This window comes from Streptomyces sp. NPDC028928 (assembly GCF_055564915.1).
Genome location: NZ_JBVHVI010000016.1, coordinates 1 through 20388, shown reverse-complemented (window position 1 = coordinate 20388; position 20388 = coordinate 1). Strand labels below are relative to the sequence as shown.

Here is a 20388-nt window from a genome sequence, read left to right as displayed (position 1 = left end):
GGCGATCGGCGCGGGGCGGACACGACAGTGATGGATAATCGCGGCATGCGGATCTCGGCGCGGGCGGACTATGCGGTGCGGGCGGCACTGGAGCTGGCCGCGGCAGGGGGTGAGGCCTCGCTCAAGGCCGAGGAGATCGCCGCGGCGCAGGGCATCCCGCACAAATTCCTGGAGGGCATCCTCGGCGACCTCCGCCGGGGCGGTGTCGTGGTCAGTCAGCGGGGCGGCAAGGGCGGCTACCGGCTCGCCCGCCCGGCGGATTCGATCGCCATCGCCGACGTCATCCGCGTGGCGGACGGCCCCCTGGTCTCGGTGCGGGGAGTGCGCCCACCCGAGCTCTCCTACAGCGGTCCCGCGGAGTCGCTGCTGCCGCTGTGGATCGCCGTACGCGCCAACGTCCGCAGGATCCTCGACGAGGTGACCCTGGCCCACGTGGCCGCGGCCAAGCTGCCCGGCGAGGTCCTGAGCCTCGCAGAGGACCCCGAGGCCTGGACGAATCCCTGAGGGCGGGACAGCGGCAGACGGACCTGGCCGACGGTCACAGCGCCCGTGCCGCATAGGCCCTGACGTCCGCGTCCGGGTCCGACGTCGCGGTGGCCAGGGCGGCTCGGGCGTCCTCGACGGCACGGTGCCGGGCCAGGGCCAGTACGGCGGCCTTCCGGACGTCGGCGTTCAGGTCGGTGAGGGCCTTGGCGAGGGCCGGGACGGCCAGGTCGGAGTCCGCGACGGACAGAGCGGTGGCGGCGCCCGCCCGGACCTGCCAGGCCAGGTCCGACAGGGCCGCCTCGGCGCGGGTGGCCAGGGCCGTCGGGCAGCCCGTCGCGCCCAGAGCCTCGTAGGCGGCCCCCCGCACCAGGGCGTCGGGATCGTCGACGAGCGCGGCAAGGGCCGAGCGGGCCATGTCCGAGCCTGTGCCCATGGTGGCCAGGGCCTTGGCGATCGTGACGCGGACCTCGCGGGAGGGATCGACGGCCGCTGCGCGGGCCACCTCTACGGAGGCGTCGACCGACACCAGCGCGCGCACGGCCGAGATGCGTACGGCGATGTCGGGATCCGACAGGGAGCGTGCGAACAACTCGGCGTCACCCAGCCGCAGGGCACGCAGCACGTCCAGTGCGACGGCACGGACGGCGGGGTCGGCCTCGGACAGGGCGGCGGCGAGGCCGTCGCGCAGGGCCGGTTCCGGCGGCAGCGTCTCGACCAGTTCGCGCAGCGAGGCGACCGCGGCGGCGCGGACGCCGGCATCGGGATCGGTGAGCGCCGAGGCCAGTGCCGGTCCGGTGCCCGGCGGCACGATCTCCGTCAGGACCGTGACGGCCGTCCGGCGCACGCTGGACTCGGGATCCGTCAAGTAGTCGGAGAGCACGGCGAGATCAGGCTCCTCCTCGGCGAGAGAGAGGAGTTCGAGCAGGCGAGGTGTGGCCTGCGCGTCCGTGTCGGCCCGGGGGCGGGCGGCTGTGCCGGCCACGGTGGGTTCCTGCCGCAACGCCACCGGTGCCGCTTCCCGGGCCCCTGCCGTCGCCACACGTTCCGGGTGGACCTCGCCCACGTGCCGGGAGGGGCCGCCGGCCGGGGTGAAGCCGTCGACCGGGACCAGGTAGGGAGCCACGGGGCGGGCCGTGAACTCCATGGCGCCGGAAGGCGACTTGCGCAGGTCCAGGTGGTGGAACCAGGACGCGTCGTCGCGATGCGGGTGGTCGATGCGGTCGTGGTAGAGGCCCCAGCGTGACTCGGTGCGGGCCAGGGAGGCGCGGGCCGCCATCTCCGCGCAGTCACGGATGAAGGTGACCTCCGCGCAGCGCATCAGCTCGTGCGGGGTGCGGGCGCCCATCGCGGCGATGTCGTCCCGCATCCGCTCGAAGGCCTCCAGGGCGAGGGAGAGCCGGGCCCCGGACTTCGGCGGGGCGACGTAGTCGTTGACGAAGCGGCGCAGCTTGTACTCGACCTGGGGCTGCGGCGGGCCGTCCGGGTTGCGCAGCGGGCGGTAGATCAGCTCGTGCGCCTCGCGCAGCTGGTCCTCGGGCAACTCGCCCCCATAGGCCCGGTACCGGGACGCGTCCGCTCCGGCCAGGTCACCGAAGACGAACGCGCCGATCATGTAGTTGTGCGGCACACAGGCCAGGTCACCGGCGGCGTACAGACGGGGGACGGTCGTCCGGGCGTGGTCGTCGACCCGTACGCCCGAGGCCGAGTGACCGCCGCACAGGCCGATCTCGGAGATGTGCATCTCGACGTCATGGGTGCGGTAGTCATGGCCCCGACCGGCGTGGAAGGTGCCCCGGGTGGGACGCTCGGTGGAGTGCAGGATCGACTCCAGGGCCGAGACCGACTCCTCCGGGAGGTGGCTCAGCTTCAGGTAGACCGGGCCCCGGTCCGACGCGACCTCCTCGGCGAACTCGGCCATCATCTGCCCGGACCAGTAGTCGGAGTCGACGAACCGCTCGCCGTGCCGGTTGACCTGGTAGCCGCCGAAGGGGTTCGCGACGTAGGCGCAGGCGGGGCCGTTGTAGTCCTTGATCAGCGGGTTGATCTGGAAGCACTCGATGCCGGTGAGTTCGGCGCCCGCGTGGTACGCCATGGCGTAGCCGTCGCCCGCGTTGGTCGGGTTCTCGTAGGTGCCGTACAGGTAGCCGGAGGCGGGCAGGCCGAGGCGGCCGCACGCGCCGGTCGCCAGGATCACGGCGCCCGCGCGCACCACCACGAACGCGCCCGTGCGGGTGTGGAAGCCGACCGCCCCCACCGCCCGCCGGTCCGCGCCCTCGTCCGCCGTCAGCACCCGCACCGGCATCACCCGGTTCTCGATCCGGATCCGCTCGCGCATCTCGCGCCGCCGCAGCTGCCGGTACAGGACCTTCTTGACGTCCTTGCCCTCCGGCATCGGCAGCACGTAGGAGCCGGAGCGGTGGACCTGGCGGACCGCGTACTCGCCGTGCTCGTCCTTCTCGAACTTCACGCCGTACGACTCCAGCCGCTGCACCATGGCGAAGCCGCGGGTGGCGGTCTGGCGGACGGTGGACTGGTCGACGATGCCGTCGTTGGCGCGGGTGATCTCGGCGACGTAGTCGTCGGGTTCGGCGCGGCCGGGGACGACCGCGTTGTTGACGCCGTCCATGCCCATCGCCAGGGCGCCGGAGTGACGGACGTGCGCCTTCTCCAGGAGCATGACGCTCGCGCCGTGCTCGGCGGCGGTCAGGGCCGCCATGGTGCCGGCTGTGCCGCCGCCGATGACGAGGACGTCGCAGACCAGCTCCTCGGCGTCGGTGAGGGCGGGGATCGGGAGGGGCTCCGTGGGGGTGTTCGCGCGGGGGTTCACCGGGGTGCCTTTCACGTGCCGAGCGAGGTGAGGACGTCGCGGCGCAGGGCCGCGCGGGCCGGGTCGCCGAGGGCCGTACGGTCGCGCGGGCGCGGTACGTCCCTCACGGCGAGCAGGCGGCCGGTGCCGAGCAGGGCCACGCGGTCGCCGAGGAACAGGGCCTCGTCCACGTCGTGGGTGACGAAGACGACGGTCGCTCCCGTGCCCCGCAGCACCTCCGCCAGCAGGTCCTGCATGCCGGCCCGGGTCTGGGCGTCGAGGGCACCGAACGGCTCGTCCATGAGGATGGCGTGCGGACGCCCGGCCAGGGCGCGGGCCAACTGGGCGCGCTGACGCTGCCCGCCGGAGACGCGGTGGGGCAACTGGCGGGCGTGGTCGGCGAGTCCGACCCGGGCCAGCCAGGCCTCGGCCTGTTCCCTGCGCTGTGCGCGCGGCAGGCCCTGGACGGCGAGGGGCAGTTCGACGTTGGCGCGCAGGGTGCGCCAGGGCAGCAGGGCGTCCTCCTGGAAGACCAGCGCGCGGTCGGCTCCCGGGCCGGTCACCGGCCGGCCGTCCTGTTCCACCGCACCTTCCAGCGGGGGCAGCAGCCCGGCGAAGGTGCGCAGCAGCGTCGACTTGCCGCAGCCGGAGGGGCCGACGACGGTGAGGATCCCACCGGCGGCGACGTCCAGGTCGACGCCGGACACGGCCGCGGCGTCCGGTCGGCCGAGCGTGGCGCCGCGCAGGGTGAGGCGGGTGCCGCGCGGGGCCGCCGGCGCGGTCCTCGGCTCGGCCGGCCTGGTCTCAGACGAGGTGCTCATCGCGTGCCTCCTCGGCCTTGGCGGGTGCGGCGGTGGGCGGCGCCGCCGGGACCCGTGCGGGCCGGGGGCGGGTGCCGGGGACGTACGACGTGCGCGGCAGCCAGCGGGTCAGGCGGCGGCCGAGGAGTTCGACGGCGGTGGAGGTGAGCCAGCCGAGCAGGCCGATGGTGACCATGCCGACGAAGACGCCCGGGTAGTTGACGATCGTGTAGTCCTGCCAGGTGCGGTAACCCACGCCGTACTGGCCGGAGATCATCTCGGCGGAGATCACACAGATCCAGGACACGCCGATGCCGACGGACAGGCCGCCGAAGATGCCGGGCAGCGCGCCCGGCAGGACGACCGAGCCGAGGACCCGCCACCGGCCGCCGCCCATGGTGCGCACCGCCTCCTCCCACACGGGCGTCAGCGCGCGCACCGCGTGCCGGGTGGAGACCAGCACGGGGAAGAAGGCCGCGGTGAAGGTGATGAAGACGATGCCCTGCTCGTTGGAGGGGAACAGGAGGATCGCGACGGGGACCATGGCGATGGCCGGGATGGGCCGCACCACCTCGAGGACCGGGCCGAGCAGGTCCTCGGCGAGCCGCGAGCGTGCCACGAGCACGCCGGTGGCCACCCCCAGGACGGCGGCCAGCAGAAAGCCGGTCACGATCCTGGTGAGACTGTCGGTGAGGTCCGTCCAGTAGTCGGGGCCGGTGAGCCGTTCGGCGAAGGTCCGGGCCACGTCGGTCACCGTGGGGAACTGCGAGAAGCGCACCCACAGGTTCACGTCGAACGTGGTCAGCAGCTGCCACAGGCCGAGAGCGGCGGCCAGCGAGCCGGCCCGCAGCGCGAGCCGGCCCGCCCGCCGGGGGTACCGGCTCACGAGGCCCGTCCCAGGGCGTCCGTGTATGTGATCACCCGGGCGCCACTGTGACCGGCCACGTAGGCCTGCGCGGTGGTCGGGGCGACGAAGGGCAGCAGCTGCTTGCCGTCCGCGACCCAGACGGCCTTGTCGGCGAACCACAGGGTGCCGGTGGTGGCGTCGGGCACGTAGGCGGCGCGGATGCCGTCCTTGTGCGCGGCGACGTACCCCAGGAGCTCCGCCGGGGACGTGAAGGCCTTGGTCTCCTCGGCGCCCTTCGGCCATGCCTCGCTCGCGGCGGCGGGCGGCTCGGCGGCGAGCTGCTTGTCGTACGACGCCCCGAGGGCCTTCTTCACGTACTGGTCGTCGACGAAGGAGTCCACGTTCACATCGCCGGTCAGCTTCGCCGCCTTCAGGACCGACACGTCCTGCTTGAGCGCGGAGACGAGCCGGGGCTTGACGGCCGGGCCGAAGGTGGAGATGCCGTGGGCGCCGTTGTAGAGGTAGACGACCTCGGCGGGCAGGCCGGTGGCCTTCGCGACCTTCTCGGCGGCGGCGACGGGGTGGGCGTCGAGGTAGTCGGTGGCCTGTGCCTGGGCCCTCAAGAAGGCCTCCAGCACGGCCGGGCTCTTCTTCGCGAAGTCCTCGCGCGCGGTGACGCCGTGGAAGGTGGGCAGGTTCAGCTGGGCGCCGTCGTACAGGGCCTTCGCCTTGCCCTGGTGGACGAGCAGGCCGGGCCAGGCGACGAACTGCGACAGCGCGTCCGCGCTGCCCGCGGACAGGGCGGACGCGCCGACGGCCGGCTGCTGGTTGAGTTTCTCGATGCCGCCATCGGGGTCTATGCCGGCGCGTTGCAGGGCTCGTACGAGGGTGCCGTCGGCGGCGGATCCGACGCTGGTGGAGACCTTCTTGCCCTTCAGGTCTGCCAGGGAGGCGAGCTTGGAGTCGGGCGCGGTGACGATGGTGTTGAGGCCGCCGCGGAGGTTGTAGCCGGTGACGGAGACCAGGTGGGTGGGGCGGCCCAGCTGCTCGCCGCGGGCTGCGTTGATGAGCAGCGGGAAGTCGCCCATCGAGCCGATGTCGATCTTGCCGGCGGTCATCTGGGCCGTGATGGGGGCGCCGGTGGCGTAGTCCTGCCAGTCGACCCTGTAGGTGTGGCCGTCGTGGAGGGAGTTCAGCTGCTTCTCGAAGTAGCCGAGGGAGCGCAGGAGGGTTCCCGCGGTGACCGTGTTGATGGTCTTGGACTGGTAGCCGACGGTGACGGTGACCGTGGAGCGGTCACCCGCCTCGGCGCTGCCGCCGCAGGCGGTCACGGGAAGGAGGAGCAGGGCAGCGGGGACGGAGAGGGCGGTGCGTTTCATGGGAGTTGTGGCCTTTCACCGGAGCAGGTAGGGCATGTTCACCGTCACGGCTCCGGTGGGACAGCGGGCCGCGCACGGGCCGCAGTACCAGCACTCGTCGACGTGCATGTACGCCTTGCCGCTGCTGTCGTCGATGGCGAGGGAGTCCAGCGGGCACATGTCCACGCAGAGCGTGCAGCCGTCGAGGCACTTCGACTCGTCGATGGTCACGGGCACGTCGGCCCGCTGGGGCACCAAGGGCATGGCTGTCTCCAGGAATGTGCGCGAGCGCGGCGTCTACAGGGACCGGCGCAGCAGACCGCTCATCGAGATGCGGTCGCCGCGGAAGCGGATGAACTCCAGATCGACGGGTCGCCCGTCGGCGAGGTACGTGAGGCGTTCCAGCATCAGGACGGCCGCGCCGCGCGGTGCCTGCAGTACGGCGGCGGAGTGGGCGTCGGCGTTCACCGCCTCGAGGCTGATCTCGGCGTGGCCGAGGTGCCGTCCGGTGAGTGTCTCCAGGAGCCGGAAGATGTCCGTGTTCTCCAGGTCCTCGCCGAGCAGGGCGGTGCCGATGTCGAGGGGGATGTACGTGAGGTCGAGGGACAGGGGCAGGCCGTTGAGCCGGCGCAGACGTTCGATGTAGAGGACGTCCGTGCCGGGTGGGACGTGCAGGCGGTCGGCTACCGGGGACGGGGCGGGGACGGGGCCCACGGTGCGGATCTCGTTGGTGACGTGACCGTGTTCGCGCAGGGTTTCCGCGAGCCCCATCAGGCGGTCGAGGCCGTGGGGGTACTTCCGGGCCACGACGACCGTGCCGACGCCGGGGAGGCGGTCGACCAGGCCCTCGGCGCGCAGGAGGCCGAGGGCCTGGCGAACGGTGTTGCGGGAAGCGCTGTAGTCCGCGGCGAGGGTCGTCTCGTGAGGAAGCGCGCCGTCGGGGAACCCCCCGGCCAGGAGCTGGTGGCGGAGCAGGTCGGCGAGCTGGCGGGCCCGGTCCGCACGCAGCCGCCGCCGCGCGCGGTGGGCGGCGACGGTGGACGCGCCCTGGCCGGCGTGGTCTCGGACGCGGTCGGTGGGTGACATGGCTCGGACCCTACCTATCCGGTAGGGAAAGCGGGGTTGCCGCAGTGTTGCGCCACCTGACACCTCACCAGGTGGCCGTCTGACCTGGGGTTTCCTCGGACAGACGGGAAGATCTGCCAGCGCCGGCACCGGCGCGCGGCTGACGGGGCGGGCGCGCACTCCGTGTCGATCGGGACCGCGCCGAGCGGGATCACGGCGTACATCACCGAGTCGTTCAGGTCCGGGCAGATCACCGGCGAACGGACACGCGTGCGGCTCGGAACACCCCACGGCCGCTCCTGGAACCTGCCGGTCCGACCTGCCGATCAGGTGGCGGGGAGTACGCCCAGGCGTTGGGCGAGGGCGGTCTCGGCGTGGAATCTGAGGGCGCGGCGCTGTTGTCCCGCGCCGTACGGCCCTTGGTCCAGGAGCTTTCGCTCCTCCTCCGCATCCGCACGGCCCGCGCTGTCGCGCGCGGGGTGAGCGCCGGCGCCGGTGGCCGGCTCCTGCTGTCCGCGCGGGTCGGCAGCGGGCCACCAGCACAGCTCGGACGGGTCGACTGCGACGCTCACGGGCCAGGCGAAGGGCTCGGTCTCGGGGGAGCGGAAGACGCCGGAGTTGATCACCACGCGCAGTGCCTTTTCGAAGTCGGCCGGAGTGTGCGGAGCGGGGCGCCCGACCCGGGAGCCATGGGTGGGCACCGACTCCGGGGGCGCGGCGGGTGCCTGCCCCCGGGGTGGCTGCCCGGGTCGGGAGTCTGGTGGGGTCAGATGCCCATGCCGATGCCGCCGCCCACCGGGAGCACGGCCCCGGTGATGTAGCCGGCGTCCTCGCTGGCGAGGAAGCGGACCGCGGCGGCGACCTCCCGGTCGGTGCCGGGACGGCCCAGCGGGGTCATCCGCATGGTGTCCTTCATGCGGCGGTCGCTGAGGTCCTTCGTCATGTCCGTCTCGATGATGCCGGGCGCCACGAGGTTGACGGTGATGCCCCGGGAGCCGAATTCCCAGGCCAGGGAGCGGGCGAAGCCCAGCAGCGCGGTCTTGGTGGCCGCGTAGTTGGTCTGGCCGGGGGAGCCGAGGAAGCCCAGCGCGGAGGAGAGGAGCACGATCCGTCCGCGCCGCTCGGCCAGCATCGCCGAGGACGCCGCGCGCACCGTGCGGAACACACCCCGCAGATTGGTGTCCAGCACCTCGTCGAAGGTCTTGTCGCCCATGCGGAGCAGCAGGGTGTCACGGGTGATCCCGGCATTGGCCACCAGCACCTCGACCGGGCCCTGTTCGCGGGCGACCGTCTCGAACGCCTCGTCGACCGAAGCCTGGTCGGTGACCTCGCAGCGCACCCCGAGGAAGCCCTCCGGGACCTGGCCGCCGCGGTGTCCGATGGCCACCCGGTCGCCGTCCTCCGCCATCATGCGGGCCACGGCGAGACCGATGCCCCGGTTCGCTCCGGTGATGAACACTGATCGTGACACGGCTGTCCGGCCGTCCTTTCCTGGTTACTGTCATGTGCGGTGGGCACCTGGCGTGCGCCCCGAAAGGGGCTGGCGGGCGGCCGGGCTCAGCGGTCCGGCATCTGGACCACCAGGCACGACCACGTGAAACCGGCGCCCGCGCTGAACACCAGCGCGGCCTGGCCCGGGGCGAGCGCCCGCTCGCGCACGAGGTCGGCCAGCCCCGCCACGGCATCCCCGGCGCCCAAGTGGCCGGTGGCGCGCCCGTAGTCGAGCGGCTCCGCGGACGTGTGCTCGGCCAGCACGGTCAGCCATGACTCGCGCAGGGTCTTGTCGCCGAAGCGGGGCAGCACGGCGTATCGCAGCCGGAGGTCGTACGGGTGCATGCCGGCGTCGACCAGCGCCTCGCTGACGACCGTCCGAATGCCGCGCAGATTGGCGGCGACGAAGCGCTCGTTGCCGTGTTCGCGCAGGTACGCACGCTTGGTGACGCGCATGTCGACACGCTCGCGCACGGCCCGGGGGACGGGAGCGAAGGGGTCGGCGCCCCGGTGCATCTCCTCCAGCTCGGCCGACGCGGTGCTGGCCACCGACAGCAGCAGCAGGGCGTCGTCGTCACCGGCGGGCGCGGTGAGCACGACCGCCGTTCCGCCGTCGCCGTACGCCACGCCGTAGTCGCTGGCCCAGCGGTCGAAACCGGGAGCGACGAACCGGTCGGCGGTGGTCACCAGGGCGTGACGGGAGCGCGGTGAGCCGGTGGCGCGGGCCGCGGTCAGGTAGGTCGAGGCCAGCTGTACGGCGCTGCTCCCGCCGTTGCACACCTGCTGGATGCCGATGGGCAGGGCCCGCTCGGCGCCGATCCGGTGCGCGATGTAGTGCGCGGGCGACCACAGGTCGTGGCCCTGGTAGTACATGCTCGCGTGGAACGTCAGGTCGAGTTCCTTGGGGTCGACCCCGGCCGTGTCGAGAGCCTGGAGCGCGGCGGACACGGCCATGTCGGGTGCCGTCTCGTCCACGGCCGCGGGTACGTCCTCGTGGCCGAGGTCCCGTGCGTGCCGCGGGGTCAGCCGGCCTTCCCGAACGGCCTCGTCGGCCCGGTCCCGCCCCTGCGGAAGCCACAGCGCCGCGGCCGTAATGCCCACCGGTTCCGCCAGCTTCATCTCCGCACCGCCTCTCCTGGTGGATTCGCTGCACGAGTATGCCGATACGCGATAGAAGCGAGTTAGAAGTTGCGTGAAAAAACGGGAGGTGGATATTCGTTTGGGCAGGTGGGAGGGGTCCTTACTACCTTCGACACATGGTCGGCTACCACTATCGGTACGTTGTTCGGGGGGTCGTCCAACGGCTTCTATTCCGGATGGAAGGCGCCGATTAGCCAACCGCCGGGAAAGCCGAGGCGCGAAGAATTCGGGCGCGGGAAATCCGGCCGCAGCGATCAGTTTCGAGGGGAAAAGAATGAGCAGCACTCAGCTTCCTGAAGATCTCCGGGTGAACATCCGGGGAATCGTCGCCGACGTGCTTGAGGTGGACCCCGCGGAAATCACCGAGGAAAGCAGCTTCGTGGATGACTTCGACGCCGACTCGCTGCTGGTGATCGAGATGATCTCCCGCTTCCAGCGCGACCTGCACATCAAGATCCCGCAGGACGACCTCTCCGAGCTGGACACCCTGCCGGAGGCGTACGAGCTGGTGGCCAAGCACTACGTCGCGGGGGCCGTTGGTGCATAGTCAGGGCTCACGGCGCGTCGTCGTCACCGGACTCGGAGCCGTGAGCAGCCTGGGGATCGGCGCCGCGGAGCTGATCGACGCCATCCGTAACGGCCGGCACGGTATCGGGCCCGTCGAGCAGTTCGACCCCACCGGCTTCGAGCACACGCTGGCCGGTGAGGTCCACGGCTTCGAGCCCGCGGCCCGCCTGCGCCGTACGGCCCCGGAGCGCTGGGGCCGCAGCGGCCAGTTCGCCGCCGTCGCCGCCCGCATGGCCGCCGAGGACGCCGGGCTGGGGTCCGACGCCCTGGCCGCGGGACGGGGCGTCAGCTGCTTCGGTACGACCAACGGCGAGTCCCAGGCGGTCGAGGAGGCCGTCTCCCGGTGGGTCGCCCAGGGGCCCGGAAGCCTGGACCCGGAGCTGGTCGGCAAGACCTCCCCGGGCAACATCGCCTCCGCCGCCTCCGCCGAACTGGGGCTCACCGGTGAGGCCATGACCTTCGGCACCGCGTGCGCCGCCGGCAACTACGCCGTCGGGTACGCCTACGACCTGATCCGGGCCGGCGAGGCCGACCTGGCCGTCTGCGGCGGCGCCGACGCCTCCAACCGCGCGACCCACGCGGGCTTCCACGCCCTGGGAGCCCTCGCCGAGGACGTACCGCGCCCCTTCGACAAGGACCGCGACGGGATCGTGACGGCGGAGGGCGGTGCGGCCCTGGTGCTGGAACCGCTCGAGGCGGCGCTCGCGCGCGGCGCCCGGATCTACGCCGAGGTGCTCGGCTACGGCATGACCTGCGACGCCAAGCACATGACCAATCCCAACGCCGGGACCATCGCCGCCTGCGTGCGCGCCGCGCACGAGCGGGCGGGGATAAAGCCGGCCGACGTGGACTACATCTGCGCGCACGGGACCGGGACCAAGGCCAACGACATCACCGAGGTCACCGCTGTGCGGGAGGTGTTCGGCGACGACCTGCCGCCGATCAGCTCCATCAAGTCCATGCTCGGGCACACCATGGGGGCGGCCGCCGCCTTCGGGGCCGTGGTGTCCTGCGCGGCGCTGCACGAGGGGTTCCTGCCGCCCAGCGCGACGCTGCGCACCCTGGACCCGGGGCTGGGCGAGGTGGACGTCGTACCGCACGTCGGCCGGGCCGCGAGCCCCCGGGTCGTGCAGAACCACGGATTCGCCTTCGGCGGCAACAACGCCGTCGTGCTCTTCGGGAAGGCCGGGGTATGACCACCATCGCAGTCGCCGAACCCACGACCGGTGGGGTGCCGGCCGCCGCCCGGGCGGTCGCGGTACCCGCCCCGGTCGTACCCCTCGACATCGTCGGCCACGGGGTGTTCAGCGCCGCGGGCCGGGGGCTCGCACCCCTCGCCACCGCGGCGGCCACGTCCGCACGGAGCGAGGCGGCGCCGCCGGAGGACGACTCCTGGCCGCGGCTGCCCGTGCGGACCGTCACGGACTTCGACCCGGAGGCCGTCCTCGGCCGCAAGGGACTGAGCCGGATGTCGCGCACGGACCGGCTGGCCATGGCCGCGTGCGTGACCGCCTGCCCCGCACCGGTCTTTGGGCACGCCCCGGAGCGGACCGGCATCGTGCTCGGCGCCGACGTCGGCAGCGCGGGCGCGCAGGAGGCCTTCTTCCGCGACACGTTCGTGCAGGAACGGCCCTACCTGGTCAACCCGTCGGCGTTTCCCGGCACGTTGATGAACTCGGCAGCCGGGAAGACGGCGATCCGGCTGGGCCTCACCGGCATGAACGCGACCGTGTCCGGCGGGGCGCTCGCCTCCGTGCACGCCCTGCGTTACGCCCGCAACGCCCTGGTCGGCGGCCATGCCGACCGGCTCCTGGTGGGCGGCGTCGAGGAGGCGTCCGCCGTGAGCGCCTGGGCCTGGCACCGCGGCGGAGCGCTGCGGCCGGGATCCGCGCTCGGTGAGGGCTGCGCGGTGTTCGTTCTCCAGCGGCACGGCGTGGACGGCGCGGAGGGTGACGAGGACGGCCGCCCGCTCGGACACCTGCTGGCCTGCGAGACAGGCTTCGCCGACCCCGTCACCGAGGGCCCGCTCGGCGTGGCCCGGCGGCTCGCCGACTGCGTCCGCACGGCGCTGGCGCGCAGCGGCATGACCGAGGACGAACCGGTGGTCGTCGCACCCGGCGCGGGTGCCCGGCGCGGCTGGGCGGCCGTCGAGAGGCGCGCCCTGCGCGAGGCGCTCGGCACGGTCCCGGAGTCCCGCCTGGTCCGGATCGACGGTGTGCTCGGCGAGACGCACGCGGCGGGCGCCGCGCTCCAGTTGGCGGCTGTGCTGGCCCGCTGGCAGGACGGGACCGCCTCCCCGGACGGCGAACGCGCCGCCGTGGTCACCGCCGTGGGACAGGACGGCTCCGTCGGCGCGATCGTCGTCGCCCGGCCCACGGCCCGCTGACCCGCCACGCCCGGCCACTTCCCGTACCGACTGGAGAAACACACATGGAAAGCACGTCCCTCCTCGCCCCGCAGGGAGCGGAGGCCGCGGAGCAGACCCCGCTCGCGTACGAGCAGACCATGCCGCGGAGCCTGGTCCACCGCTGGTCGCTCTCGGAGGTCTTCCTGACCGGCTCCCGCGCCCTGGACGACAGGCGGTTCGAGGCGGCCGCCCAACTCCCGCTGTCGCACGCCTACTTCCGCGACCACGTGGGGCGTCTGGAGCACCATGACGTCCTGCTGGTGCTGGAGGCCTGCCGGCAGTCCGTCACCTGCGCCGCGCACCTCCACCAGGGCGTCCCGTCCGCCACCACCTTCATGGTCACCGCGTGGTCGCTGGAGATCACCGACCCGGAGGCGCTGCGCTGCGGCACCCGGCCCGGGGAACTGGCCATCGCGGGAGAGGTGACCGGCCGGCACGAGCGCGGTGGGCGGCTGCGCCGGCTGGAGTTCGCGATGGACCTGGTCCTCGACGGCCGGCCGCTGGGCCGGCTGACCATGGACGTCCGGTCGACCCCGACCGACCAGTACCACTCCCTGCGGTACATGCAGCGGGGCGGCGAGGTGCCGACGGCCTTCGGCCTGCCGGCCGAGCCGCTGGGCGAGCCGGTCGCGCCCCACGCGGTCGGCCGCCTCGACCCGGTGAACGCCGTCCTCGACGACGTCCGCGAATCCGACGGGACGCTGACGGCCGTCCTCAGCCCGCGCAGCTTCCGCAACCGCAGCATGTACGACCACCCGTACGACCATGTGCCGGCCATGGTCTTCAGCGAGGCCGCCCGGCAGTGCGGGCTGCTCCTGGCACGCGGCACCGAGGGCGCGGCACGCGTCGTACGCCTGGACGGTTCCTTCGACCGGTTCGCCGAACTGGACCAGGCCGTGCACCTGTCGGCCGGCCCGGACCCCGAGCACGGTGCGGGTTCCTGGCTGATGCGGGCGGCGCAGGGCGAGGAGACCGTCGCGTCCGTCTCCGTCACGCTCGCCTGACGTCCCGCGGCCGGGACCGACGGAGTCGCCCGGCACGCCGGGCGACTCCTCCCCCCTCCGCTCCCTTCCACCCCTCCGACTTCCCCTGAAAGGCACACTGGTGGTTCAGCTCTCCATGATCTGGTTCGACTTCGGAGGCGTCCTGTCGCCGCCCCTGGAGCGCATCTACGAGGCATACGAGGTCAAGACCGGCATCACCCCGGCACAGCTGAAGGCCGCGATCAAGGGCGTCGCGGACGAGATGGGCATGCCCACCATGGCGCCCGTCGAGATCGGGGCGATCTCCGAGCCCGAGTGGGGCCGGCGGCTGGCCCGCGTGCTGGCCGAGCAGAACCCCGGGATCGACCTCTCCCGGGCCCGGCTGGAAACCTTCGGCCAGCAGTGGTTCGACGGTGTCGAGGCCAACCCCGTGATGGTCCGGGCGTACCGCTATCTCCAGGAGAACGGCTTCCGCACCGGCGTCCTGTCGAACAACGTCACCGAATGGGGCCCGTACTGGAAGGCGATCATCGCCCCGGTGGGCGAGGTGGACGTCCTCATCGACTCCTCGGAAGTGGGTCACCGCAAGCCCGACCCGGAGATCTTCGACATCGCCGCCAAGACCGCCGCCGTCGACCCGGCCGGCTGTCTCCTCATCGACGACGTCGAGGAGAACCTCGCGGCGGCCCGCGCCCAGGGCTGGCAGACGGTGCTGTTCCGCGACGACGAGCAGACGATCGCCGACCTGCGTGCCGTGACGGGCCTGACCGGTCTGTCCGACCTGCTGTGACGCGTCCCCCACGGACCCCTGAAGGAGCCCGAGCATGACCACCTCGCTGGAAAAAGACGTCACCGTGGCGGACATCCCCGGCCTCGATCCGCTGCCGCCCTACACGCCGGTGGCGGAGCGTTCGGCCGGCGGCCTGCCGCAGGTCAAGCTGCCGAGCGGCCACACCGCGGTGCACCTGACCCGCTACGCCGACGTGCACAAGGTCCTGACCGACTCCACCTACAGCCGGGCCGAGACCAACGTCGAGGGCGGGCCGACGTTCTTCCCCACCACGCTGCCGCCCGAGATGCTGATCAACCTGGACGGCCCGGACCACTCCCGGATACGGCGGTTCGTCACGGCTGACTACAGCGCCAACGCGGTGGCCAAGCTGCGCCCGTTCCTCGACGAGGTCATCACCCGGCGGTTCGACGCCCTGCGCGCCCAGGAGCGCCCGGACCTGTACACCGCGGTGCTCGACCCGGTGCCGATCGAGGTGACCTGCCGGTTCCTCGGCATACCGGAGGAGGACGTGGCGTACTTCCGCCCGCACTCCCGCACCATCCAGATGGCGCTGCACGACGATGTCCCGCGTCTCATGGAGGAGTTCTTCACCTCCTACAACTACGTCACCGACATGGTGACCGGGGTCCGTCCGGCGGTGCCCGGGGGCCTGGTCGAGAAGTTCCTCGCCGGCCGCGACGAGACCACTCCGCCGCTCGAGGACAAGGAACTGGTCGGTGTGATCTTCACCGCCCTGGTGGCGGTCGACCAGAACGTGCTGTCGGTCCTGGCCAAGGCGGCCCTCGCGCTGCTCAGCGCCCCCACGCTGTGGCAGCGCGCCGTCGCGGACCCGGAGATCGTGCCGCAGCTGGTCGAGGAACTGATCCGGCTCATCCCGCTGGGCAGCATGTCGACGTTCCCCCGGATCGCCCACCGCGAGGTGGTCACCAGCGAGGGAACGATCCACGAGGGCGACGTCGTCTACGCGGACGCCTTCGAGGCCAACCGCGACCCGTCGGTGTACGAGCGCCCGCTGGTCATCGACCCGGACCGCAAGGGCAAGCGGCACCTGCAGTTCGGCTACGGCATGCACCACTGCCTGGGCGCCGCCCTGGCCCGGCTGGAGATCACCGGGATCCTGACCCGCCTCGCGCGCGAGTTCCCGGGCCTGACGCTCGACGCCGCCCCCGAGTCCCTGCCGTGGGACGAGGGCTTCCTGCTGCGACGGCCGACCTCGCTGCCGGTGCGCTGGTAGCGGCGTTCCGCTCCGCGCTCCCGGCCCGGCGGTCGTCCGGCCAGGAGCGCGGAGCGTGGCCGGGGCGGGCGCGGGCCCGTGTCATCGCCCGGACATGTGCCTTTGGACGTATCCCGATGTCTCCTGGGCGGTAGAGCCATGGAACTGCCGAAGTCCGTCCGGATAGCTTCGAGGAGCGCGTGGGGAATGAGCGCGCATCCGGGGATCGGGGATAGGGGGAGAACCGACCCATGGCCGGCATGATGTGGTTCGGCGTTCTGGGTGGCCTGCAACTCACGGTGGGGGCAAGGGACTTCACGCTGGGTGGCCCGAAACTGAGAAAGGTGTTGTCGCTTCTCGCTCTGCGGGCCAACGAGACCGTGAGCCTCGACGACCTCATCGACGAGCTGTGGGACTGCGAGCCGCCGCACAGCGCGGTCATGACGGCCCGTACGCACGTGTACCACCTGAGGAAATGGCTCGCCGGGCTGCCGGTCGAGGGCGATTCCCGGCCGCTGGTCTTCAGCCGTCCGCACGGATACCTGCTCGAGGTTCCGGAGGAGAGCGTCGACGCCAAGGTGTTCCGGCTGGCCCACCGGCGCGGCCTCGATCTGCTCGACCAGGGGCGGGTGGAGGAGGCGGCCGAGGCGCTCCGCCGGGCCCTGGCGCTGTGGCGTGGCCCGGCTCTGGCCGACGTACAGCAGGGACCCGTGCTGCAGCCGCTCGCGGCCAGGCTGTCGGGGCTGAGGGAACAGGCGCTGGAGAGCCGCCTGGAGGCAGACATGCGGCGCGGCCGGCACCGGGAGATCGTGGACGAACTGCGCGCCCTCGTCGCCGACCAGCCGTTCAACGAGTGGATGCACGCGCAGCTGATGTGCGCGCTGCACCGGTCGGGCCGACGGGCCGAGGCACTCGGGGTCTACGAGGCGCTGCGGACACTGCTCAAACGGGAACTGGGCATGGAACCGTCCAGGGAGGTCCAACTGCTCCAGGACCGCATCCTCAAGGGCGCGGAGCCCGTCGCCGTCCCCGGAAACGCGGGGCACGCGTGATCGAGGAACTGCTTCCTGCGCCCGTCGCCGCCGTCGACACCTTCCACGTCCCGGACGGCGTCCGCCTCTTCCCCGAGGAGGAGGCGACGGCCGCCGCGATGAGGACGGCCCGGCGCACCAAGTTCGCGGCCGTCCGGGACTGCGCCCGCCGGGGTATGCGACAGCTCGGGATGGAACCCGCGGCCATTCCGCGCGGTCCGGGGGGCGCGCCCCTCTGGCCGGCGGGACTGACCGGCAGCATGACGCACACCACCGGCTACCACGCGGCCGCGGTCGCCCGCAGCCACGAGGTGCTGTCGATCGGTGTGGACGCCGAACCCGATGAGCCGCTGCGTCATGAGGACGTGCTGTCGCGGGTGTCACTCGCGGCGGAGCGCTCGTGGGTGGCGCGGCTGCGCACCCGCAGGCCCGAGGTGAGCTGGGACCGGCTGTTGTTCAGTGCCAAGGAATGCGTCTACAAGGCCTGTTACCCGGTGGTCGGGCAGCTCGGTTTCGGCGACGCGCTGATCACGGTGGATCCGGCGGGCCGCACCTTCCAGGCGCGGGTCGCCGTGCCGGGGCACGGTGAGCGGGTCGCGCGGTCGCTCCGGCTCAGCGGGCGGTGGCTCGCCCGGGACGGCCTGATCGTGACCGCGATGGTGCTTCGGCGGCCGGCGCGGCGGCCTCCTTCCCGGCCGTACGGGCCTGGCGCAGCGGGTTCTGCGCCAGCAGTTCGAGCAGGCCGGGGAAGCGGGCCTCCAGGTCCTCCTTGCGCAGCCGCGCCTTGCGACTGTTGCCCCGGTTGACCTGTAGCACCAGGCCGGACTCGCGCAGGGTCTTGAAGTGGTGGCTGAGCGTCGACTTGGACACCGGGAAGCCGAAGGACAGGCAGGTCCGTTCGGTCCCCTCGGGAAGTGAGAGGAACGTCTGGATCACCTCGTAGCGCAGGGGGTCCGAGAGGGCGTTCAGGATCGTCATGAGATCCATCTCGCTCCGACTCGGGTGTCCTTCCTCGTCGGGCATCTCTTCGGCTCCTTCGTTCGGTGACTGCTGCCGCAGTCAGGTTTCACTTGCATCGTACCTCCGCCTCTGCCAACCTAGGTTCGAAAAATTCCGAACCTTCGTGGTCGGATGCCGCTGGAACGGGAGCTTCTTCCAATGACACAAACCGAGTCCGTCCCCACCGGGGAAGAGGCCGCATCACCCGCATCGGGCCAGGCGGTGCCTCAGCGGCAGACGCTGATCCTGAGCGCGGTCCTGCTGGCGATCTTCGTCGTCCCCACCTCGATCTCCGGCACCGGCGTGGCACTGCCCTACATCGGGTCCGACACCGGCGCGGGCCTGGTACCGCTGCAGTGGGTGGTCAACGCCTTCAACGTGGCGTTCGCCTGCTTCACTCTCGCCTGGGGCTCGATCGCCGACATCATCGGCCGCATCCGCGCCTTCACGGTCGGTGCGGTGATCTACGCGCTCGCCTCGCTGGTCAGCGTCTTCGCCCCGAACGTCTACGTGCTGGACGCCGCCCGCGCGCTCGCCGGCATCGGCGGTGCCGCGATCTTCGCCTGTGGCGCCGCACTGCTGTCCACCGTCTTCGAAGGCCCCGCTCGTGGCCGCGCGTTCGCCCTCTTCGGCACCGTCGCCGGTATCGGCGTCTCCTTCGGACCGTCGCTGTCCGGCCTGCTGATCGAGAGCGCCGGATGGCGCTGGGTCTTCGCCCTCCACGCCATCGTCCTCGGCCTGGTGCTGCTCGCCGTTCCGGCGATGAGCAAGGGCGTCACCGAGAGCCGTAACCCGGACGCGCGGATCGACGTACCGGGCACCACCGTCTTCGTCCTCGCGATGCTGCTGCTCACCACCGGCATCGCCCAGGGTTCGCAGTGGGGCTGGGCCAGCCCGGGCGTGCTGGGCCTGTTCGCCGGCACGATCGTCGCGCTGATCGTCTTCGCCGCCGTGGAGAAGCGCCAGGCGCACCCCATGCTCGACCTGAGCGCCGTGGCCAACCGCCGCTTCCTCGCCCTGTGCCTGGTGCCGGTCGCCGGCTCCTTCGGCTTCGTCACCATGCTGACCTACCTGCCCAGCTACCTCACCGCGGCCGCCGGCTACTCCAGCGGCAAGGCCGGTGTCATCATGGTGCTGCTCACCTTCCCGATGCTGGTGTTCCCCCTGGTCGCCGCGAAGCTCGTGGCCAAGGGCGTCCCCGCGATGCGCATCATCTTCATCAGCCTGGTCTGCCTGGTGGTGGGCGTCGCCGGACTCTCCCTCTACTCGCCGGACGTCAACCTCGCCCTGGTCGCCCTGCCGATGCTCATCACCGGCGCCGGATACGCCCTGGCCGCGGGCCTGGTGGACGGCGAGGCCCTGAGCCTGGTCGCCCCGGAGCGTGCCGGTATGGCCGCGGGCTTCCTCAACACCCTGCGCCTGGGCAGTGAGGCCATCGCGGTCGCCGTCTACGGTTCGCTGCTCGCCACCCTCCTCACCGGCAGGACGAGCGACGGCATCGGCCGCTTCCCGGGTGCCGGCGACGCCGCCACCGTGGCGGGTACGGCCGCCGGCGGCAACGTGACCGGCCCGGCCGAGGCGGTCCCCGCGGCGCAGCGCGACGGCTTCGTCGACTTCCTGATCAAGGCGTACGACGGTTCCTTCCACACCGTGCTCTGGGTGCTCGCCGCGACCTGCCTGGTGCTCCTCGCGGTCATCGCCCTCCTGCTCCGGGGTGGCAAGCCCGCCGCGTCCGCGTCGAACTGACCCACCCACGGCGGTTCCCCCGATGGTCCCGCGGGACCGACGCCGTTGAGAGGCGCCTCTGAACGGCAGAGGCGCCTCTTGGCGAATATCCCCGATGTATGGAGAAGACCTGTGACCGGCACCACGAAGAACGACACGACTGCCCCCCGCAGGGGCACCAAAGAGGTCAGATCGACGGACCGGGTGGTCATTCGTTTCGCGGGTGACTCCGGTGACGGTATGCAGTTGACGGGGGACCGGTTCACCTCGGAGACGGCGTCGTTCGGCAACGACCTCTCGACGCTGCCGAACTTCCCGGCGGAGATCCGTGCGCCCGCGGGGACATTGCCGGGTGTGTCGTCGTTCCAGCTGCACTTCGCCGATCACGACATCCTCACTCCCGGTGACGCGCCGGACGTCCTCGTCGCCATGAACCCGGCCGCCCTGAAGGCGAACATCGGGGACGTGCCGCGCGGGGGCGAGATCATCGTCAACACGGACGAGTTCGCCAAGCGGGCGATGGCGAAGGTGGGTTACGAGACCTCTCCGCTGGAGGACGGCTCGCTGGACGGTTACCACGTCCATCCGGTGCCGTTGACGACGTTGACGGTGGAGGCGCTGAAGGAGTTCGACCTGTCCCGCAAGGAGGCCGAGCGCAGCAAGAACATGTTCGCGCT

The 20388-nt window shown here is 72.0% G+C and carries 20 protein-coding genes and 1 pseudogene; 11 read left to right on the top strand and 10 right to left on the bottom strand.

The features are described 5' to 3' along the window. The first annotated feature begins 45 nt into the window (after positions 1–45). Positions 46–504: an RrF2 family transcriptional regulator gene (locus ACZ4U1_RS32765; protein ID WP_467907801.1), complete on the top strand. Its 459-nt coding sequence runs from the start codon at positions 46–48 to the stop codon at positions 502–504. Positions 505–538: 34 nt separating this feature from the next. Here ACZ4U1_RS32765 and ACZ4U1_RS32760 read toward each other — a convergent pair whose 3' ends face one another. The 9 genes from ACZ4U1_RS32760 to ACZ4U1_RS32720 form a co-directional block, all read right to left on the bottom strand. Further along, the gene (locus tag ACZ4U1_RS32760) at positions 539–3313 is read right to left on the bottom strand and encodes a fumarate reductase/succinate dehydrogenase flavoprotein subunit (RefSeq protein WP_467907800.1); all 2775 of its coding nucleotides are present in this window, start codon (positions 3311–3313) and stop codon (positions 539–541) included. An 11-nt stretch (positions 3314–3324) separates the two neighbouring features. After that, positions 3325–4113, bottom strand: coding sequence for an ABC transporter ATP-binding protein (locus ACZ4U1_RS32755; RefSeq protein WP_467907799.1), 789 nt, complete (start codon positions 4111–4113; stop codon positions 3325–3327). Continuing rightward, positions 4097–4978, bottom strand: coding sequence for an ABC transporter permease (locus ACZ4U1_RS32750; RefSeq protein ID WP_467907798.1), 882 nt, complete (start codon positions 4976–4978; stop codon positions 4097–4099). The genes ACZ4U1_RS32755 and ACZ4U1_RS32750 overlap by 17 nt, the downstream gene beginning before the upstream one ends. Beyond that, the gene (locus ACZ4U1_RS32745) at positions 4975–6318 is read right to left on the bottom strand and encodes an ABC transporter substrate-binding protein (RefSeq protein WP_467907797.1); all 1344 of its coding nucleotides are present in this window, start codon (positions 6316–6318) and stop codon (positions 4975–4977) included. The genes ACZ4U1_RS32750 and ACZ4U1_RS32745 overlap by 4 nt, the downstream gene beginning before the upstream one ends. 15 nt (positions 6319–6333) lie before the next feature. Then, on the bottom strand, positions 6334–6561 hold the full coding sequence (locus tag ACZ4U1_RS32740; protein WP_467907796.1) for a 4Fe-4S dicluster domain-containing protein: 228 nt from the start codon (positions 6559–6561) through the stop codon (positions 6334–6336). Positions 6562–6594: 33 nt separating this feature from the next. Further along, positions 6595–7383 carry a GntR family transcriptional regulator gene (locus tag ACZ4U1_RS32735; RefSeq protein ID WP_467907795.1) on the bottom strand — a complete coding sequence of 263 codons (789 nt, stop codon included), beginning with the start codon at positions 7381–7383 and terminating at the stop codon, positions 6595–6597. Between the two features lie 305 nt (positions 7384–7688). After that, entirely contained in the window at positions 7689–8063 is a 375-nt protein-coding gene (locus tag ACZ4U1_RS32730) for a hypothetical protein (protein WP_467907794.1), read from the bottom strand. Positions 8064–8128: 65 nt separating this feature from the next. Beyond that, positions 8129–8833: an SDR family oxidoreductase gene (locus ACZ4U1_RS32725; protein WP_467907793.1), complete on the bottom strand. Its 705-nt coding sequence runs from the start codon at positions 8831–8833 to the stop codon at positions 8129–8131. Positions 8834–8919: 86 nt separating this feature from the next. Next, positions 8920–9972 (bottom strand): ketoacyl-ACP synthase III family protein, encoded by a 1053-nt coding sequence (locus ACZ4U1_RS32720; protein ID WP_467907792.1) that lies wholly within the window; start codon positions 9970–9972, stop codon positions 8920–8922. 295 nt (positions 9973–10267) lie between these two features. Between ACZ4U1_RS32720 and ACZ4U1_RS32715 the strand changes: the two genes are divergently transcribed. The 8 genes and pseudogenes from ACZ4U1_RS32715 to ACZ4U1_RS32680 form a co-directional block, all read left to right on the top strand. Beyond that, positions 10268–10540, top strand: coding sequence for an acyl carrier protein (locus ACZ4U1_RS32715; protein WP_467907791.1), 273 nt, complete (start codon positions 10268–10270; stop codon positions 10538–10540). Next, complete coding sequence (locus tag ACZ4U1_RS32710) at positions 10533–11756, top strand: beta-ketoacyl-[acyl-carrier-protein] synthase family protein (protein ID WP_467907790.1); 1224 nt, start codon at positions 10533–10535, stop codon at positions 11754–11756. Before ACZ4U1_RS32715 ends, ACZ4U1_RS32710 begins: the two co-directional genes overlap by 8 nt. Beyond that, the gene (locus tag ACZ4U1_RS32705) at positions 11753–12946 is read left to right on the top strand and encodes a beta-ketoacyl synthase N-terminal-like domain-containing protein (protein ID WP_467907789.1); all 1194 of its coding nucleotides are present in this window, start codon (positions 11753–11755) and stop codon (positions 12944–12946) included. Before ACZ4U1_RS32710 ends, ACZ4U1_RS32705 begins: the two co-directional genes overlap by 4 nt. A gap of 44 nt (positions 12947–12990) precedes the next feature. Further along, entirely contained in the window at positions 12991–13971 is a 981-nt protein-coding gene (locus ACZ4U1_RS32700) for an AfsA-related hotdog domain-containing protein (protein WP_467907788.1), read from the top strand. Between the two features lie 100 nt (positions 13972–14071). Further along, positions 14072–14740, top strand: coding sequence for an HAD family hydrolase (locus tag ACZ4U1_RS32695; protein WP_467907786.1), 669 nt, complete (start codon positions 14072–14074; stop codon positions 14738–14740). 34 nt (positions 14741–14774) lie between these two features. Beyond that, positions 14775–15977 (top strand): cytochrome P450, encoded by a 1203-nt coding sequence (locus ACZ4U1_RS32690; protein WP_467907785.1) that lies wholly within the window; start codon positions 14775–14777, stop codon positions 15975–15977. A 230-nt stretch (positions 15978–16207) separates the two neighbouring features. Further along, entirely contained in the window at positions 16208–17008 is an 801-nt protein-coding gene (locus tag ACZ4U1_RS32685) for an AfsR/SARP family transcriptional regulator (protein WP_467907784.1), read from the top strand. Then, positions 17005–17481: pseudogene (locus ACZ4U1_RS32680) on the top strand (4'-phosphopantetheinyl transferase family protein); the annotation flags it as partial. The gene ACZ4U1_RS32685 and the pseudogene ACZ4U1_RS32680, both read left to right, overlap by 4 nt. 118 nt (positions 17482–17599) lie before the next feature. On the opposite strand, the gene ACZ4U1_RS32675 reads toward ACZ4U1_RS32680, so the two are convergent. Beyond that, a complete protein-coding gene (locus tag ACZ4U1_RS32675) occupies positions 17600–18010 on the bottom strand; it encodes an ArsR/SmtB family transcription factor (protein WP_467907783.1) in 411 nt (136 codons plus the stop codon). A 135-nt stretch (positions 18011–18145) separates the two neighbouring features. On the opposite strand from ACZ4U1_RS32675, the gene ACZ4U1_RS32670 reads away from it, so the two are divergent. Both ACZ4U1_RS32670 and ACZ4U1_RS32665 read left to right on the top strand, forming a co-directional pair. Further along, complete coding sequence (locus ACZ4U1_RS32670; RefSeq protein ID WP_467907782.1) at positions 18146–19732, top strand: MFS transporter; 1587 nt, start codon at positions 18146–18148, stop codon at positions 19730–19732. Between the two features lie 111 nt (positions 19733–19843). Continuing rightward, positions 19844–20388 (top strand): 2-oxoacid:acceptor oxidoreductase family protein (locus ACZ4U1_RS32665; protein WP_467907781.1); only part of this gene is annotated, 545 nt, incomplete at its 3' end.

Coding starts and splice junctions, on each gene's coding strand:
- ACZ4U1_RS32675 (WP_467907783.1), bottom strand. CDS start 18,010: ATGCCCGACGAGGAAGGACACCCGAGTCGGAGCGAGATGGATCTCATG.
- ACZ4U1_RS32700 (WP_467907788.1), top strand. CDS start 12,991: ATGGAAAGCACGTCCCTCCTCGCCCCGCAGGGAGCGGAGGCCGCGGAG.
- ACZ4U1_RS32755 (WP_467907799.1), bottom strand. CDS start 4,113: ATGAGCACCTCGTCTGAGACCAGGCCGGCCGAGCCGAGGACCGCGCCG.
- ACZ4U1_RS32690 (WP_467907785.1), top strand. CDS start 14,775: ATGACCACCTCGCTGGAAAAAGACGTCACCGTGGCGGACATCCCCGGC.
- ACZ4U1_RS32705 (WP_467907789.1), top strand. CDS start 11,753: ATGACCACCATCGCAGTCGCCGAACCCACGACCGGTGGGGTGCCGGCC.
- ACZ4U1_RS32720 (WP_467907792.1), bottom strand. CDS start 9,972: ATGAAGCTGGCGGAACCGGTGGGCATTACGGCCGCGGCGCTGTGGCTT.
- ACZ4U1_RS32735 (WP_467907795.1), bottom strand. CDS start 7,383: ATGTCACCCACCGACCGCGTCCGAGACCACGCCGGCCAGGGCGCGTCC.
- ACZ4U1_RS32670 (WP_467907782.1), top strand. CDS start 18,146: ATGACACAAACCGAGTCCGTCCCCACCGGGGAAGAGGCCGCATCACCC.
- ACZ4U1_RS32740 (WP_467907796.1), bottom strand. CDS start 6,561: ATGCCCTTGGTGCCCCAGCGGGCCGACGTGCCCGTGACCATCGACGAG.
- ACZ4U1_RS32745 (WP_467907797.1), bottom strand. CDS start 6,318: ATGAAACGCACCGCCCTCTCCGTCCCCGCTGCCCTGCTCCTCCTTCCC.
- ACZ4U1_RS32765 (WP_467907801.1), top strand. CDS start 46: ATGCGGATCTCGGCGCGGGCGGACTATGCGGTGCGGGCGGCACTGGAG.
- ACZ4U1_RS32715 (WP_467907791.1), top strand. CDS start 10,268: ATGAGCAGCACTCAGCTTCCTGAAGATCTCCGGGTGAACATCCGGGGA.
- ACZ4U1_RS32685 (WP_467907784.1), top strand. CDS start 16,208: ATGGCCGGCATGATGTGGTTCGGCGTTCTGGGTGGCCTGCAACTCACG.